Source organism: Pseudobutyrivibrio ruminis AD2017 (assembly GCF_000424305.1).
GTDB classification, from domain to species: domain Bacteria; phylum Bacillota; class Clostridia; order Lachnospirales; family Lachnospiraceae; genus Pseudobutyrivibrio; species Pseudobutyrivibrio ruminis_B.
Genome location: NZ_AUJQ01000011.1, coordinates 44068 through 61416, shown reverse-complemented (window position 1 = coordinate 61416; position 17349 = coordinate 44068). Strand labels below are relative to the sequence as shown.

The window sequence follows — 17349 nt, the reverse complement described above, 5'->3', positions numbered from 1 at the left end:
AGAATATTTATCTCTGACTAAATCATAAATAAAAGACCAATCAATGGCTTTATCTATGATTCTTAGAAGATGATCCTGGGGAACCAAGTCATCAGTACATACAAATTCAATCTGCTTTCTAGCCTTCTCATTTTGTTCTGTAATCATTATTCTAACCCCTTGTTTTGATACATTTATTATACCAAAAAAGAGGTGAGAAAGCTTGGAAAATCAAGGATTTCTCAGCTTTTAGTTAGCCTAAAAATGAAAGAACTGGAGTCCGCTGACTCCAGTTCCTCCTTATTAAAAAGAAAAGGTCGCGACGAAAGCCGCGACACTTTGTCTACACTCTGAGAGCTAAGGCCTATACAGGTCTTAGCTCTATTACGTTATCGCCATATTCAATATTGTTTCTCTTGAGGAAGTCTACAAATCCAGGTAGGCTTTCAGGCTGCATTACATCTCTTGGAGCGTGGGCGTCACAGCCGATTACGAATTTGGCCCCCATCTGGGAAGCCAAGCTAAAGAATCTGTCGCAAGGATAGTTTCGGCCTGTGGCAAAGCCTAACATATTTACTTCCAGTGGAATGTTCATATCGATGGCAGTTTGAATTACTGGACGCATGTGCATTTGGAATACATTATCGTCACCAACGTAATTAATCAAATCAGGATGTGCCAAATATGAAAAGTGTCCGGTCTGCATTCCTTCGATAGTAAGGGCTGCGTAGTCTATAAGGTTTTGCTCATCCTCTGTCATGGCTCCAGAATAGAATCCTGTGATTTCATCTGGTGCAAAATGCTGTCCCTGAATGATGTAGTCCACAGGGAACTGGCGCAGATGCTTAAGAAGCTTGTCAAAATATTTGTGTGTATATTCCACTTCATATCCAATCAAAATCTGAATGTCATTTTTATATTCTTCCTTTAACTTTTGTAAAGTCTGGGTATAATTTTCCACTTCAGACATTTTCATACGGATATGGGATTCGTATTCATCAGGATATGGCTGAGGTACATGGTCTGAAACACCGTAGATTTTGAAGCCTGCGGCGATAGCAGCTTCAATATACTCACGTTCTGTACCGCTGGCGTGATTACACCTAACTGTGTGTGAATGGTAATTAGCTAACATTATGAAATCCTCCAAATATCCTAAATAATAGCACAATAATGAAAAGTTTGCATTTGCTCAGAGAAAAGTGGATAAAAAAAGACAACAGACAGAAAAAATATTTAATGTTCAGAATATTTTATTTTCGATTTAACTTTTGAAGAAAATGTAGTATAATAGCCTTCGTCACTGTACGGTGTAAAAGTTTACAGTGCTAAAGTCCTGTAGGTTATGCCTACAAAAAAGAGACTGATACGATAAATAGAGGGAGGATAATTAAATGGATTCTAAACGTATCAAATGGTCCACACTTGCATTTATGGCATTTTCGACAGTATGGGGATTCGGAAATGTATTAAATGGATTTATTTACTTCAATGGTATCCAGAGTATTTTCAGCTGGATTCTCATGTTTGCTCTTTACTTCGTACCATATGCACTTATGGTAGGTGAGTTAGGTTCTGCATTCAAGACATCAGGTGGCGGTGTCAGCTCATGGATTTTCGGAACTACAGGAGCAAAGGCAGCTTACTATGCCGGATGGACATACTGGGCTTGCCATATCACTTACATTGCTTCTAAGTCTTCAGGTGGCTTAAAGGCTCTTAGCTGGGCAGTTTTCAGAAATGGTGAAACATACGATAGCTTCCCAACACTTGCGGTTCAGCTTGTAACATTCGCTATTTTACTTGTATTCTGCTATGTTGCTTCACGTGGTCTTAACCCACTTAAGAAGCTTGCAACTATCGCTGGTACATCTATGTTTGTAATGTCTATTCTTTACATCCTTATGATGTTTGCAGCACCTGCAATCAACCCACATGCAGATTATGTTTCAATGGAATTTACAAGACAGACACTTATTCCATCATTCAATGTTAAGTACTTTACATCACTTTCTATCCTTGTATTCGCAGTAGGTGGATGTGAGAAGATTTCTCCATACGTTAACAAGGTAGAGAACCCATCAAAGGGCTTCCCCAAGGCAATGATCACACTTGCTGTTATGGTTATGGTATGTGCTATCCTTGGTACAATCGCTATGGGTATGATGTTTGACCCAGCTGATGTTAATGCTAACTTCGATGCATACAACTCAAACGGTTCTTACTGGGCTTTCCAGAAACTTGGTGAGTACTATCATGTTGGTAACGCTATAATGATTATCTATGCACTTTGCAATGCAATTGGACAGCTTTCAACACTTGTTATTTCAATCGATGCACCACTTCGTATGCTTCTTGACAACGAGGATGCTAGAGAGTTCATCCCTTCTAAGCTTCTTAAGAAGAACGATGCAGGCGCTTATGTAAATGGTATCAAGATGGTAGCAGTTCTTTCAGGTGCAATCATCCTTATCCAGTCATTCGTTCCTGGTGCAGCAGTAGTTCTTAAGCAGCTTACAAAGCTTAACTCAGTATGTATGCCACTTCGTTACCTTTGGGTATTCTTCGCATACATCATGCTTCGTAAGGCTGGTGAGAAGTTCAATCCTGAGTACAAGTTCGTTAAGAATCAGGCTGTAGCAATCTTCGCAGGTTGCTGGTGCTTCTTCGTAACAGCAGCTAGCTGCTTACTTGGTATGTATGTAGAGGGCGATATGTTCAACACATTCCTTAACATCCTTACACCAATCGTACTTGCAGCACTTGGCGTAATCTTACCTATGATTGCTAAGAGAGAGCAGGCAGGTAAGTAAACGATATTAATATCGTGAGATTATAGTAAAACCTCTAGTAGCTAACAAGCTATTATAATTCTTAAGCGTAGCTTTCCATGCGAAGCGTAGAATTCATAATGCTTGTTAGTGTAACTAGAGGTTTTTTGTTAATTACTAAACAGAACCATGCTGCTTTCTATATTCACTTGGTGACATATCTTTATATCTTTTAAAGGCCTTGGAAAATGTAAATGCATCGCAGTATCCAACCATAATAGCAATATTATTGATGGATTCTGATGTGTTACATAACAATTCCGAGGCTTTTTTTATTCTGTAGGTGGCAAGATATAGCTGCGGGGTGTACCCCGTGGCGTGCTTGAAAACGCGCGTAAGGTAACTGCGGTTCAGCCCACAGGCCCTTGCAATATCTTCTACATTAATAGGCTCTGAATATTTCAGCTGAATATATCTAATTGCACTTTTAACATAATTAAGTCTTGGGTCAATCTCTATTTCTGGTTGTTTATTAACAGATTTGGTATTTAAGCAATTGAAGAATTCATAAACCTTACTGTAGCAGTAACATTCCTTGTCAGAGTTATCATAAATATCAGAAATGAATACTTCAATCTCACTGGCATCCCCATCTGGGGTAAATACAGGATTTTCTGCGGTAATACCTGCGCTGGCAAAAAGCTCGGTGCTTCTAGGACCGTCCACATGAATCCAAGCATATGACCAAGGGTCATCCTTATCTGCTTCATAGAAAGCCATAGATTTGGCAGGAATCAGAAATCCCTGGTTAGCATGAATATCATATCTTTTTCCATCTAATATAAGATACCCTTTTCCAGATATTACATAGTGGAAAATCGTTCTAGTTCTAATAATCGGACCATAGCTGTAGGATGGTTCGCATTTATACCAGCCTACTTCAAACAAATAGAAATCATTTGAACTGGTCATATCAACGAACTTTACCTTATCTACCCCATTTACATTCATAACATTCTCCTACAATGTCACAAAGTGACATGAAAATATAAAATTACGACATCAACATAAAATAGCGATGTCAATATAATGATTATAGCAAAAATGAAAGAAGCGAGGAGACAAAATGGATATAAAGTTTAATGAGAAGGAAAAACAATTTCATCTTTTTAATTCAAAGATTAGCTACGTAATTGGAATATGCCTAGACGACGAAATCGGCCAGCTGTACTTCGGAAAAAGAATAAATGAAAACCAGGTGGTGCTTGACTACCAGTCTGCAGGATTACGTCCTTTGTGCTGTAACGTTAAGGAAGAGGAAAACTACACTAAGGAGCTGGCTCTTTTAGAATATCCAGCTTTCGGTAATGGAGATTTTAGAGATCCTGCTTACGAGATTCTTCAGGCTAATGGCTCTAGAGTAACAAATCTAATCTTTAGCGGATATCGTATTTACGATAGCAAGGAGACTATACCAGGACTTCCTGCTACATATACAAATACTGATGATGAAGCAAAGACTCTTGAAATCATCTGCAGGGATGAAGTGGCTGGAATAGAAGCTACATTGTATTACACCATTTGGAAAGATTACCCTGTAGTCTGCCGTCATACCAGAATCAAAAATGTAGGAGTAGAAGAATTTAAGATAGAAAAAGCCTTAAGCTGCAATCTTGATATTCCTGATATCAATTATGAGCTTATGCATTTTGAAGGAGCCTGGGGTAGAGAAAGAACACCTATCACACGCGACGTATCCCATGGCATCGCATCAGTAGAAAGCATGCGAGGTCATTCAAGTGCAAACTACAATCCATTTGTAATAATGAAGCGCAAGAATACCGATGAATTTAAGGGCGAGGCTATGGGCTTCAGCCTTGTGTATAGCGGCAATTTCACTGTCATGACTCAGGCAGATACCTTCGGAAAGCTTAGATTCAACATGGGCATAAACCCAAAGTGGTTTAGCTGGCCATTGGCTCCACAGGAGTACTTTGATACACCAGAGGTTATCATCACCTACACTCAGGATGGATTAAATGATTTAAGCCAGAATCTTCACAAGCTGATGAACAACAACCTGGTTAGAAGCTGCTATAAAAACAAGCCAAGACCAATCCTTCTAAACAACTGGGAAGCAACAGAGATGGATTTCACAGAAGAGAAAATCCTTAAGATTGCAAAGAAGGGCAAGGAGGCTGGAGTAGAGCTTTTTGTTCTTGATGATGGTTGGTTTGGAGCAAGAAATGACGACCATGCAGGACTTGGAGACTGGGTAGTAAATACTGACAAGCTTCCAGAGGGAATCACAGGATTGTCTAAGAAGATTAATGACATGGGTCTTAAGTTTGGCCTTTGGATTGAGCCAGAAATGACAAACGAGGATTCCGATATGTACAGAGCACATCCTGATTGGGTACTGGCTGCTCCAAATAGAAAGAGAACCTTAGGCCGTCACCAGATGGTGCTTGATTATTCAAAGCCAGAGGTTGTTGACAATCTTTACGAGCAGCTTTACAAGGTGATATCTACAGCAAGTATCGATTATATCAAATGGGATATGAACCGCTCTATCACAGAATGCTTTAGTCAAAATCATGATGCTAAGGAGCAGGGAACAATTTATCACAAATATATCTTAGGGGTATACAGCCTTTACGAAAGATTAAAGGAAGCATTCCCTGACATCCTGTTTGAATCATGTGCCAGCGGTGGAGCTAGATTTGACGCAGGAATGCTTTACTATGCACCTCAGGCTTGGACATCAGATGATACAGATGGCTACGAGCGTGTAAAGATTCAGTATGGCACTAGCTTCGGTTATCCGATCGCATCAATGGGCTCTCACGTATCAGCTTCTCCAAATCTTCAGACAGGCAGAAGCATGAAGATTAATGACAGAGCCAACATCGCTTACTTTGGAACCTTTGGCTACGAATTAGATTTAAATGAAATCAGTGATGAAGATTTTGAAGAGGTAAAGAAGCAGATTGAGTTTATGAAGGAGAACCGTGAGCTTTTCCAGTATGGCACAATCTACAGATTGCAGTCTCCATTTGACCATAATATTGCAGCTTGGATGGTTGTTTCTGATGATAAGAAAAAGGCAATTCTTACCACGTACAAGAAGGAAAATGTGCCTAACATGGGTATCGAAAAGGTGAAGCTTGCAGGCCTTAATCCTGATTACCAGTACACAATCAACGGCGTTGCTAAGATGTACGGTGACTATTTAATGGAAGCTGGAATATCTATGAGCGAGAAGAATAAATTCTGGTTTGAAAGTGATGGAGATCATTCTTCGCGAATCTATGTGTTAGAAGCGTAAGAACATAAAACATTTAGCACTTTCAGGGGTACTTATAAAAGCAAAATATAAATATCAAGTAATATGATAACTCCCAGCTTCGGCTGGGAGTTTTGGGGTAAATTTGCGTAAATCGTAAAATCCATATATAATAGCTCAGAATGTTTTTAGAATGGAGTTATTTATGTTATTAGATTTACTTACAAAGATTGATGATGTGATGTATTATCCAATCCTTATTATTGTTATGGGTGTTGCAGGATTATATTTCACATTTAGAACCAGATTTGTTCAGATTAGACTTTTTAGAGAAGCCTGCAGGCTTGTAATGGAAAAGCCAGAGGACAAGGCTCATGTATCATCCTTTCAGGCGCTGATGGTGTCTACAGCATCGCGAGTTGGAACAGGAAATATCGTAGGTGTATCTACTGCTATTTGCATCGGTGGCCCAGGTGCCATGTTTTGGATGTGGATTATGTGTATCATCGGCGCAGCCAGTGCTTTTGTAGAAAGTACACTAGCGCAGATATATAAACAGAAGGAAGATGATGGCAGCTGTTATGGTGGTCCTGCTTACTATATAGAGAAGGCGCTTCATGCACCATGGTTATCGGTGTTGTTTTGCATCTTTTTGATTTCTACTTATGCATTTGGATTTAATTTACTTTGCTCATATAATTTGCAGTCGTCATTTGCGGCGTATAGTTTTTATGATCCAAAGCTTACACCAATCATTGTAGGAGTAATAATTGCGGCTCTTGTAGGATTTTGCATCTTAAGCGGTGGAAAAAGAATTATTAAGCTGACAGAAGTGCTAGTCCCATTTATGGGAACCGCCTATGTGGTAGTTGCTATAATAGTTATTCTTGTAAACATCACTAATGTGCCAGCGATGTTTGCAGTAATCTTTAAGAATGCATTTGATTTTAAATCAATCTTCGGTGGAGTTGCAGGTTCGTGCCTAATCTACGGAATCAAAAGAGGATTGTATTCAAATGAAGCAGGTGTAGGTTCAGCTCCAAATGCTTCGGCATCAGCAAATGTTACTCATCCTGTAAAGCAGGGATTAGTACAGACAGTATCCGTTTACATTGATACAATCTTACTTTGTACTGCAACAGGACTTATGTGTCTGAGCTCTGGTGTTGCACCATCTGCAGAAGTAAGTGGAATCCTTTATGTGCAGAAGTCTATATCTACAGTGTTTGGTCATTTTGGCCCAGCATTTATCACTGTTGCAATGATTCTTTTTGCATTCACTACATTACTTGGAAACCTTTATTATGTAGATAATGCTTTGATTTATCTCAACGGTAAGAAGAACCCAAGCGCCAGATTCATGGTAATATTCAGATTATGCTGCGTAGCAGTCATTTTCTTTGGAGCAATCATTTCCATGGACACAGCCTGGGCTGCCGCAGATATTACCATGGGACTTATGACAATCATCAACCTCCCATGCTGCGCTCTTTTGTACGGAGTAGTCAACAAGACCTTAAAAGACTACGAAAAGCAAAAGAAGGAAGGCAAGAACCCTGTATTTATTGGAAGTCACGTAGGACTAAAGGAAGATGAGATAAGCTTCTGGAAATAAATTCAATATGTATATACTAAAACTCCCAGCTCGTGCTGGGAGTTTTTTGAAATATAATATAATTGTTCTAGGATATTACTATCTATGGGGAAAAAATAGCTATAGATAGTAGTCATATGGAAGGACATTACTACCTGCAGTTGAAATATAGCCATAGATAGTAGTCGCTCGAAATGATGTTACTATCTGTAGGAATAAAATAGTCTTAGGGTAGTAGTTTTTGTTAGAGCCACTACTATCTGTGGGCGAAAATATTATATAGGTAGTAGCTAATATGTGAATGTCTACTATCTGTCATGAAAAATGGCTTGCAGGTAGTAGACTGACTAGAAAATGCTACTATCTAGGCAGAATAATTAATGGTAGATAGTAATGTATTAAAAAAATAATAACGAAACACAGTGTTTTAGTAATTTTCCTAACGAGAAAATAAATTTTATACAAACTAGAAAGCTAATATGTTAAAATATCTCTAACCAAATCTTATAATCTGAGTAACAAAATTGCTATTCATACATAAACTCGGGAGGCTTAGATTATGGGAGAGACAAAAATAGTAGGATACAAAGATATATTAAAGATAGCTAATTGCAGGAAGCTATTATTCTCAAATCTTATTAACAGATTTGGAGATTCAATAGATGCCATTGCATTTACCTGGCTGGTGTATCAGTTGACAGGTAGCGCAACTTGGTCAGCGATCATATTCGGACTTAATCAGCTACCAGGAATAGTTGTGCTTCCACTGGCTGGAGCATGGGTAGAGGGAAAGAACAAGAAAAAGATTATCGTATATACGGATTTGCTTCGCGGTATGGTGATAGCAGGATTTGTAGTTTTGTATTATCTGCATTTGGTTAATCCTTTTATCATGGCTGGATTCACACTACTTATCACTACCATTGAATCCCTCAATGAACCTGCAGCAGGTGCCTTTGTGCCAGAGATTGTTCAGGGCGACTATTATACTGTTATGCAGAGTATGAAGATGACAATTGCTCAGGTGGTTAATCTTGTTGGAATGTCATTGGCTGGAATTATTATTGCAGCTTTTGGAGTGGGCGTTGCAATGCTTATTGATGTGGCTACATTTTTTATTGGAGCATTCATTATCCTATTTATTGATTACAGCAAATGTAAGGTTCAGAGTGCAAGCATCAGCGAACAGGATTATATGACCAAGCTCAAAGATGGTTTTAAGTATATGAAGGGTAATGGCACTATCATTTATTTCTGCCTTATGGCAGTATTGTTAAACTTTGTGCTTTCACCACTCAATTCTTTATTAACACCACTTGTATCTAGTGTATATATGAAGGATGCTGATTTTTTGAGTATTGTTATGGCGGGGCAGTGGGTTGGTGCAATCATTGCATCACTGGTTTTGCCAAAGGTTATATCGAAGATTTCATTTGATAAAGCTGTTGGTTGTCTTGGAGCAATTGAGGGGGTGGCTTGTCTTTTGCTTTCAAGAGGAGCGTTAGTAAAAGACAGTATGAGTCTTTCGATTGTGTTGGCAACGGGTAGCATGTTTATAATCGGACTAACAATGTCTATCATCGCTGGTATGTTAAATGTGGAATTGGTAAAGAAGATAGATACGGACTATATGGCTAGATGTAGCAGCGCTTTTAATGCAGTAGGAACAGCTTCACTACCAGTTGGAACATTTTTTGTAACACTAGCTACAGTTAGGCTAAATTGTGACACTATACTTTTATTCACAGGAGTGCTTGGAATCATTATTTTTGGTGGAATCTATTTTGTGAAAAAGATAAGCAACATTAAGGAGAAGAATATAGATGCAGAACAATCTATCAGAGAACATCAGAGCAAACAGGAAGCGGATGCTTCTTACCCAAGAGCAGCTGGCTGAGGCCATGGGCGTAACAGTGGGCACAGTGTCAAAATGGGAAAACGGCAACTGTGTCCCTGATATAAACACAATGATGGATTTAGCCGATTTCTTTAATCTTTCTATGGATGCGCTGGTTGGGTATTCCATGGTATCAAAGAGAGTGGATGATATTATCGAGGAATCATTTGAGTTATACAGGGAACATAGGCTTGACGAGGCAAGGGAGCATCTCGATAAAGCTGTAGTGAGATATCCTAATGATGTAAAGATTTTGAAGAGAGCTGGCAGTGTATATTACATAAGCTGGTATCAGGAGCAGGAAAATGAAGGTTATAGAAATCGAGCTATAGAATTTTTAGATAGAGCATTGCGAATATTAGCTGATTCTCCAGAAAACAAAATTGATGAGATGGAAATCCTTAAGCAGCGTGCACTTGTTGAGAAGGACAAAGAAAAGCAGATAGAAATTATAAAGCGAATAAATGTAGATGGAATATTTAATGATTTACTGGGAGAAATATACTGGAAACAGGGCAATAAGGATGAAGCATTAGATTGTTATACAAAAAAGCTGCATTTAAGCATGTTTGATACGAGGAATGTAGCTGGTCACATGGTTGATTTCTTTCTATCAAGTAAAAAGTATGATGACTTGATAGAATTAAACGAATGGCTGGATAGTACGGCAGTGGGGCTCATGATTCCTGGAAAGATATCTTATCTGACAAGATATATAGCCATGATAAAAACAATCAAAGCTATGTGTTACGAACTTATTGGAAATCATGAGAAAATGATGTCGGAAATAGCGTTAGCCATCGAGCATGCGAAGGCCTTTGATGTAAGCCCAGTGTATGATGCATATACAAATATTAAATTTGTTTATGGGCCTAAGAAAGATATACCTATTACATTTGATGAAAAAGAGGGTGATACGCTCTTGGTAATTAAACAAATATTAGAAGAAACATATAACCAGGATGACCTGGGCTTCACCAAAAAAGAACTGCAAGCTATAAAGCGAGTGCAGGAGTATATGGAAAATCTTATTTGACGCGCGTCAAATAAGATTTGACTAAGGGCTACTGAGAAGTTTTCTCAGTAGCCCTTTTCTTTGCAAAAATAGGCTACCATTTTTACAAATCCATGTTAATATAATAGGGCTGAATTAGTTGATAAAATTAGTCGTTCCTAACTGCCACTGGCATGGGGTTAGGGAGTGTAGCACATAGAACAGGAGTATAGATATGTTAGAAATCAAAAATCTTACATACAAGGTTGATGATGAAAATGATTCCGTTAAAGAAATCATTGATGGTCTTGACCTTACAGTAGAAGATGGTAAGTTTATCGTCATCACCGGTCCTAACGGTGGCGGTAAGTCCACACTTGCTAAGCTTATAATGGGAGTCAATCAGTTGACAAGCGGACAGATTATCCTTGATGGTGTGGATATCTCAGATAAAAATATCACTGAGCGTGCAAAAATGGGAATCAGCTTTGCTTTCCAGGCACCAGTTCACTTCAAGGGAATCAGAGTAATCGATTTACTTCGTCTTGCAGCAGGTGAGCACATTTCTGTTGCAGTAGCTTGTGAGTACCTTTCGAAGGTAGGACTTTGCGCTAAGGATTATGTAGAGCGTGAGGTTAACGGTTCACTTTCAGGTGGTGAGCTTAAGCGTATCGAAATCGCCACAGTACTTGCACGTGGCACAAAGCTTTCTATTTTTGATGAGCCAGAGGCTGGAATCGATCTTTGGAGCTTCCAGAATCTTATTAAGGTATTTGAGAACATGCGCAAGGATATCAATGGAACTATCATCGTTATCTCACACCAGGAGCGCATCCTAAATATCGCAGATGAAATCGTAGTTATTGAAAACGGCAAGGTTAAGAAGCAGGGACCTAAGGATGAAATTCTCCCAGAGCTTCTTGGCACATCAGCAGCTGTTGGAGCAGCCTGCGAAAAGTTAGGAGGTGACCAGTAATGGCTCTTGATGCAATTCAAAAGAACATTTTACACGAGGTTGCTGATTTAGATGGCATACCTCAGGGTGCATATAATATTCGTGCCAACGGTTCCAGCGCAGCACGTAACACTACTGCCAACATCGATATCGTTACAAAGGAAGATAAGCCAGGTATCGATATCATCATCAAACCAGGCACAAAGGGCGAAAGCGTTCATATCCCTGTAGTTCTTACACAGAGCGGTCTTAAGGATATGGTTTACAATGATTTTTATGTTGGAGAGGATGCAGATGTTACTATCGTAGCTGGCTGTGGTATTTCCAATTGTGGTGACCAGGATTCTCAGCATGATGGTATCCACACCTTCCACGTTGGCAAGAATGCCAAGGTTAAATATGTTGAGAAGCACTATGGTGAAGGCGACGGAAAGGGCGCTCGTATCCTTAATCCTGTAACAAACGTATATCAGGAAGAGGGCAGCCATGTTGAGATGGAAATGGTGCAGATTAAGGGTGTAGATTCTACAGTTCGTACTAACTATGCTGAGCTTGCTGAAGGAGCAACACTTCTTATCCACGAGGCACTTATGACTCACGGCAGCCAGAAGGCCACATCAGATTACAAGGTACTCCTTAATGGAAAGGATGCCAGCACAGATGTAGTTTCTCGTTCTGTTGCAAAGGATGATTCAGAGCAGATTTTTGAAGTAGCAATCGAAGGAAACACAGCCTGCAGCGGTCATGCAGCATGTGATGCCATCATCATGGGTAACGCACACGTAGTAGCTATCCCACGTCTTGATGCAAAGAACGTAGATGCAGCCCTCATCCACGAGGCAGCCATCGGCAAAATCGCCGGCGACCAGCTCATCAAGCTCATGTCACTTGGCCTTACAGAAGAAGAGGCTGAGGAGCAGATCGTAGCCGGCTTCTTAAGATAAAAAGGCTTCCCCCTGGGGGTTGCTAGGCTCCAGTGGAGCCTGTTTAGCAACGACCGAGCCGGAAGGCGAGACAAGCTGTCAGCGTAGCTGACTGATGAGGGGTATAATGTGAAAAAATCAAGAATTTAATATCTAAAGTTTGTGTATTTCGGTTTTCAACCCTCCAAAGGTGCTATCATTGTGGTAGTTACTTTTGGAGGTTTTTTTATGGCTATTGCACCTATTGGCGGATTAAGTTCATATAGTCCAATTAGTAGCGTTCAACCTATGAACTATGCCATTGACAATGATGCTGATTTTTCAGATGTGTATACTAATGAATCAGTAAAAAATGGTGCGTCTGTTACAGGCACATCACCTGTACAATATCCTAATGTCACAGTGCAGGAGATTGATAGGGATTTTACAACTGTAGATCCATATCAAAGGCAAAAGCGCAACATTCAGGTATCTAGTGACTTCAATGACATAGCCACTAAATTCCTTTCGGGAAACACATCCTATGGAGTAAATGGAAGGGGCAGCACATACAACACATCAGGCTCACGCTTTGATGCCTACGCATAAATATTTAATAAAAAAGGGATCATATGTTATATGGTCCCTTTTTGCGAAAATAATGTAATGGAGGGGAACATGAGATTCAAGAAGCTATCTATCAGAATTACAGTCTATATTGTTTTAGCTACTACGATAGGATTTTTAACACAGACAATTCTGGCATCCAATAATATGCTGAATATTATGGAAAATGAAGCAGAAACAGAGCTGGAGGGTGTAGTAGAACAGATATCTGCAAGACTGGATGCCTATACACAAAAAGAGTATGCATATCTGGATGGATATATGACATCATCTGAAATGGCTGCTATTATAGAGAATCCTTTTGATGAGGAAGTACAGGCGGCAGCGCAGAATCATACAATGCAATTCATGAATGCAATTCCTAACAGCAAGAGTTTGTTCTATGTTGAATATGATGGAAAAGTATTAACTCATACACGTCCAGATATGGTAGGTTTCCAAAATGATGCTGATCTGATAAAGATGATTCAGGGACTATACTATAATGCTGAAGGCACAAATGTATACAATAGCGTAACTGCAGTGTCTCCTGCTACTGATGAGATTAGTCTTATTTTTGCACGTTCATCATATAAGGCAAATGGTCAGCCGGCAGGATATTGTTCAGTAGAAATTGATAAGACAGAATTCTATGAGCTTCTTGATAATGGTGTTCATATTACTCCTAATCAGGATGTTGTTTTGACTGGCGTGCGAAACCCGGTAGTTTATTATTCCAACAATCCAGATGAAATCACTAATGAATCAACAAACGTAGCAGTGCAGCAGGTCCTTGAAAAAATCAATGCTGGGGACACAGCTGAGGAAGGAATTATAGCATACAAGCAGGCTGGAACCGGTAAAGAGATGTATGGATTTTATAAATACATGTCAGCTAATGACTGGCTGTTGTTTGTTGGCGCAGATATAGACCAGCTTTATGCTCAGGCACATAGCGCATCCAGACAGATGCATCTTTTAGGAACAATTATTGTTATATTGATCGGTATCCTTCTTGTATTTATTATTGGTCACATGATTAAGCCAATCACAAAGATTCAGGAAGCCTTAACGCGTGTAGCAGCCCTTGATTTGGGAGATAATAAAGAGATTGAACAATTTGAAAAACGAGCGGATGAAATAGGAAAGCTGGCTAAGGATACTAAGAGCGTTATCTTCAATCTGAAGGGCGCGGTAGGTGTATTTAGAGAATACAGTAACCTTTTGGATGAAAACTCCGGCAATCTGGATGATGCATCAAAGCTTTTGACAGAGATTACATCAGATAACAAGGGCATAGCTGATAATCTTGCAGTTAAGATTAATGAAACTAACGATGCTATTGAAAACATCCATGCTGAAATTGAAAATATCGTATCTCTCATGGATGTTGTATCTGATAAGGTGGAGATTGGTCAGGAAGATTCAGAGAAGATAATAAAATCTGCAGCTGAAATTAACGAAAAGATTAATGATGAAATCAGTACAAATATGGCAACTTTGCAGGAGACTATGGCACACATGCAGGAAGCTCTAGAAAGTCTTGATGCGGTTGAGCAGATTAATGTATTGGCTGAAGACATCATGTCTATCACATCTCAGACCAACCTGCTTTCACTGAATGCTTCTATTGAGGCGGCTCGTGCAGGCGAGGCAGGACGAGGATTTGCGGTAGTTGCAGGCGAAATCGGTCAGCTGGCAGACCAGTCTAAGAATACAGCGATGAACATTACAGAGATAGTTGCAGCCAGCAACCAATCTGTTGCAAATGTTCGTGACGAGGTTACAAAGCTTATCGACTTTATTAAGAATGATGTAATGGCAAGCTTTGAAATATTCTCAGCGCAGAGTCAACATTATGATGAAGGAATTCAAACAATCAAGGAGGCGGTTGGAGAAATCGGAGATGTAATGAAGTCTCTATCAACATCAATCGATGAAATCGCACGTCAGATAACAGCAGTTACTGATGCATCTCTTGAAAATACAGACGGTGTTTCAAACATCCTTGGTAAGAATACAGAAACAAATGATGTTTCAGGGAACATAGAAAAGCTTGCTAAGGAAACAAAGAACAATGCAAATGATTTGAAGCTAGCCATTAATCAGTTCAACGTGGATTAAAATTCAGGAAAAGAGTGGCAAATGTCACTCTTTTTCTTTTGTGTAAATAATAGTAAAATATAATCACGTTTAATAATAATTAGGGAGGTAGACTAATGAGCAAGGTACTGATTTTTATGGCAGAGGGCCACGAGGAAATCGAAGCGCTTACAGTTGTTGATATTCTTAGACGTGCTGATATTGAAATAGAAATGGTTTCTATCACAGGCAACAAAAAGGTGCCAGGTGCCCACGGTATCGCAACATACTGCGATAAGCTGATTGAAAACACTGATTTTGAAAGTGCAGATATGCTTGTGCTTCCAGGAGGAATGCCAGGTACACTTAATCTTGAATTATGCGAGCCTCTCATGGATCAGGTTCATGGCTTTAATACATCTAAAAAGGGACTTGCAGCCATCTGTGCAGCACCAACTGTTTTTGGTAAGGCTGGTATCCTTAAAGGAAAGAAGGCCACCTGCTATCCTGGTATGGAGAAGGATTTGCTAGATGCAGATTTTTCTACAGACCCAGTTTGTCACGATGGCCACATCATCACAAGCCGTGGCATGGGAACAGCTATCCCATTTGCACTTGAAATCGTAAAGACCTTCAAGGGCGCAGATGTAGCAGACAAGCTTGCCAAGGGAATAGTTTATAACGTATAGGAAGGATTATAGGAATAAATGGAAAGAATTAAGAGCTTTACAATCAATCACAACATCCTTACACCGGGATTCTACATCTCACGTGTGGATGATGGAGATATCATCACTTACGATTTGCGTACTCGCAAGCCAAACGCAGGTGATTACATGGATAATGCAACAATGCACTCAGTTGAGCACATGATTGCAACATATATCCGCAATTCAGAAATCGCAGACCACGTTATCTACTTTGGACCAATGGGATGCCAGACAGGATTCTATCTTGTTGTAAAGGGCGTTGATTCAAAGAAAACATTCGAGGTTGTTAAAAAAGTATTTAAACAGACAGTAGACCACGAAGGCGACGTCTTCGGAAAAAGCGACATCGAATGCGGTCACTACGAGAACCTGGACATTGCCCTCGCCAAAAAGGAGTGCCAGCGTTACTTAGACGTCCTCAACTCATGGACAAACATGGAATTCACATATCCATCGTAAAAAGCTCGTTGTAACTAGTAAGAGTAAAAATAGCCTGTAGGTCTCAAGAGTCTAAAAGTAGCCTGTAGGTAACAAAAAAATATGTTTCCCAAGGAGACATCCCGTCGAGATCGAATATAATTTTTTGTAACCGTAATTCATAAGAGTAAAAATAGCCTGTAGGTAACAAACTATTATGTTTCTCAAGGAGACATCCCGTCGACGGGGAAATATATTTCTTTGTTACCGTAACAGGCGAGAGAAAAACTTAGAGACCGTAACAGGCGAGCCATAAACTAGGAGGTAGAAAATGAAGTTAGGTATTATTGGTGCAATGCAGATAGAGATTGAGAATCTGAAGCCTTCGATTGAGAAGCCAAGATTCGAGACCATCAGCGGCGTTGATTTCATTTCAGGCGAAATCAATGGCGTAGAGGTAGTAGCAGCCGTTTCAGGAATCGGCAAGGTCTTCGCTGCAATCTGCACAGAGATTATGATTTTACATTTTGGAGTAGACCATGTGATTAACATTGGCGTGGCCGGTTCACTTGTAAAGGACCTTAAGGTTCTTGATGTAGCTGTTGCAGATTCTGCAGTTCAGCACGATATGAACACAACAGCTCTTGGAGACCCAGCAGGTCTTGTTTCAGGAATTAACATTGTTAATTTTCCAGCTGATGAGAAGCTTAAAAAGGCAGTTTGTGAGGTTCTTGATGCAAAGGGAATCTATCATCAGACAGGTGTAATTGCATCAGGTGATTTGTTTGTAGACACTGATAAGCAGCGTCAGAATATCCGCATGAAATTCGATGCAATTGCTGCTGATATGGAGGGCGGAAGTATCGCTCACACATGTTATGTCAATAATGTTCCATTTACACTTATCCGCTCTATTTCCGATGCAGATGGTAGTGCAATGGACTACAATACCTTTGCTGGTAAGGCCGCAGAGCAGTCAATTAGCATTGTTTTAGATGTCATTGCAAAGTTAAAATAATAACAATCTGACATCAAATCGCAAAATTTGACCCTTATTAGGTAAAGAATACACTCTACAAAATACACAAAAAAATAGATAATATAACACAGTTAGATAAAAATTTAACAAATTATCAAAATAGGATGTACAATGTAC

General features: G+C 39.6%; 14 protein-coding genes and 1 pseudogene. 12 read left to right on the top strand and 3 right to left on the bottom strand.

Annotated elements, in window-relative coordinates:
* Positions 1 to 147 (bottom strand): annotated as a pseudogene (locus tag G611_RS15625) (IS5/IS1182 family transposase); the annotation flags it as partial.
* Positions 148 to 343: 196 nt separating this feature from the next.
* Entirely contained in the window at positions 344 to 1114 is a 771-nt protein-coding gene (locus G611_RS0108870) for a histidinol-phosphatase (RefSeq protein WP_028243323.1), read from the bottom strand.
* Between the two features lie 259 nt (positions 1115 to 1373).
* Here G611_RS0108870 and G611_RS0108865 point away from each other — a divergent pair, with 259 nt between their 5' ends.
* Positions 1374 to 2792, top strand: a complete 1419-nt coding sequence (locus G611_RS0108865; protein ID WP_028243322.1) for an amino acid permease — start codon at positions 1374 to 1376, stop codon at positions 2790 to 2792.
* A 135-nt stretch (positions 2793 to 2927) separates the two neighbouring features.
* Here the strand turns inward: G611_RS0108865 and G611_RS14465 are convergent, their stop codons facing one another.
* A complete protein-coding gene (locus G611_RS14465) occupies positions 2928 to 3761 on the bottom strand; it encodes an AraC family transcriptional regulator (protein ID WP_051195185.1) in 834 nt (277 codons plus the stop codon).
* 115 nt (positions 3762 to 3876) lie between these two features.
* On the opposite strand from G611_RS14465, the gene G611_RS0108855 reads away from it, so the two are divergent.
* The 11 genes from G611_RS0108855 (at position 3877) to G611_RS0108805 (ending at position 17211) form a co-directional block, all read left to right on the top strand.
* On the top strand, positions 3877 to 6078 hold the full coding sequence (locus G611_RS0108855; protein WP_028243321.1) for an alpha-galactosidase: 2202 nt from the start codon (positions 3877 to 3879) through the stop codon (positions 6076 to 6078).
* Between the two features lie 163 nt (positions 6079 to 6241).
* Entirely contained in the window at positions 6242 to 7651 is a 1410-nt protein-coding gene (locus G611_RS0108850) for an alanine/glycine:cation symporter family protein (protein ID WP_028243320.1), read from the top strand.
* A gap of 538 nt (positions 7652 to 8189) precedes the next feature.
* Entirely contained in the window at positions 8190 to 9527 is a 1338-nt protein-coding gene (locus tag G611_RS15380; protein WP_051195184.1) for an MFS transporter, read from the top strand.
* Positions 9454 to 10563, top strand: coding sequence for a helix-turn-helix domain-containing protein (locus G611_RS0108840; RefSeq protein ID WP_081657019.1), 1110 nt, complete (start codon positions 9454 to 9456; stop codon positions 10561 to 10563). The genes G611_RS15380 and G611_RS0108840 overlap by 74 nt, the downstream gene beginning before the upstream one ends.
* A gap of 193 nt (positions 10564 to 10756) precedes the next feature.
* Positions 10757 to 11497: an ABC transporter ATP-binding protein gene (locus tag G611_RS0108835; protein WP_028243318.1), complete on the top strand. Its 741-nt coding sequence runs from the start codon at positions 10757 to 10759 to the stop codon at positions 11495 to 11497.
* Complete coding sequence (locus tag G611_RS0108830; protein ID WP_028243317.1) at positions 11497 to 12420, top strand: SufB/SufD family protein; 924 nt, start codon at positions 11497 to 11499, stop codon at positions 12418 to 12420. Before G611_RS0108835 ends, G611_RS0108830 begins: the two co-directional genes overlap by 1 nt.
* A 207-nt stretch (positions 12421 to 12627) precedes the next feature.
* A complete protein-coding gene (locus G611_RS0108825) occupies positions 12628 to 12987 on the top strand; it encodes a hypothetical protein (protein ID WP_028243316.1) in 360 nt (119 codons plus the stop codon).
* Between the two features lie 69 nt (positions 12988 to 13056).
* Positions 13057 to 15108: a methyl-accepting chemotaxis protein gene (locus G611_RS15375; protein WP_028243315.1), complete on the top strand. Its 2052-nt coding sequence runs from the start codon at positions 13057 to 13059 to the stop codon at positions 15106 to 15108.
* A 95-nt stretch (positions 15109 to 15203) separates the two neighbouring features.
* The gene (locus G611_RS0108815) at positions 15204 to 15755 is read left to right on the top strand and encodes a DJ-1 family glyoxalase III (protein ID WP_028243314.1); all 552 of its coding nucleotides are present in this window, start codon (positions 15204 to 15206) and stop codon (positions 15753 to 15755) included.
* Positions 15756 to 15773: 18 nt separating this feature from the next.
* A complete protein-coding gene (locus tag G611_RS0108810; protein ID WP_028243313.1) occupies positions 15774 to 16235 on the top strand; it encodes an S-ribosylhomocysteine lyase in 462 nt (153 codons plus the stop codon).
* A 289-nt stretch (positions 16236 to 16524) separates the two neighbouring features.
* Positions 16525 to 17211 carry a 5'-methylthioadenosine/adenosylhomocysteine nucleosidase gene (locus tag G611_RS0108805; RefSeq protein ID WP_028243312.1) on the top strand — a complete coding sequence of 229 codons (687 nt, stop codon included), beginning with the start codon at positions 16525 to 16527 and terminating at the stop codon, positions 17209 to 17211.
* The last annotated feature ends 138 nt before the right edge of the window (positions 17212 to 17349 follow it).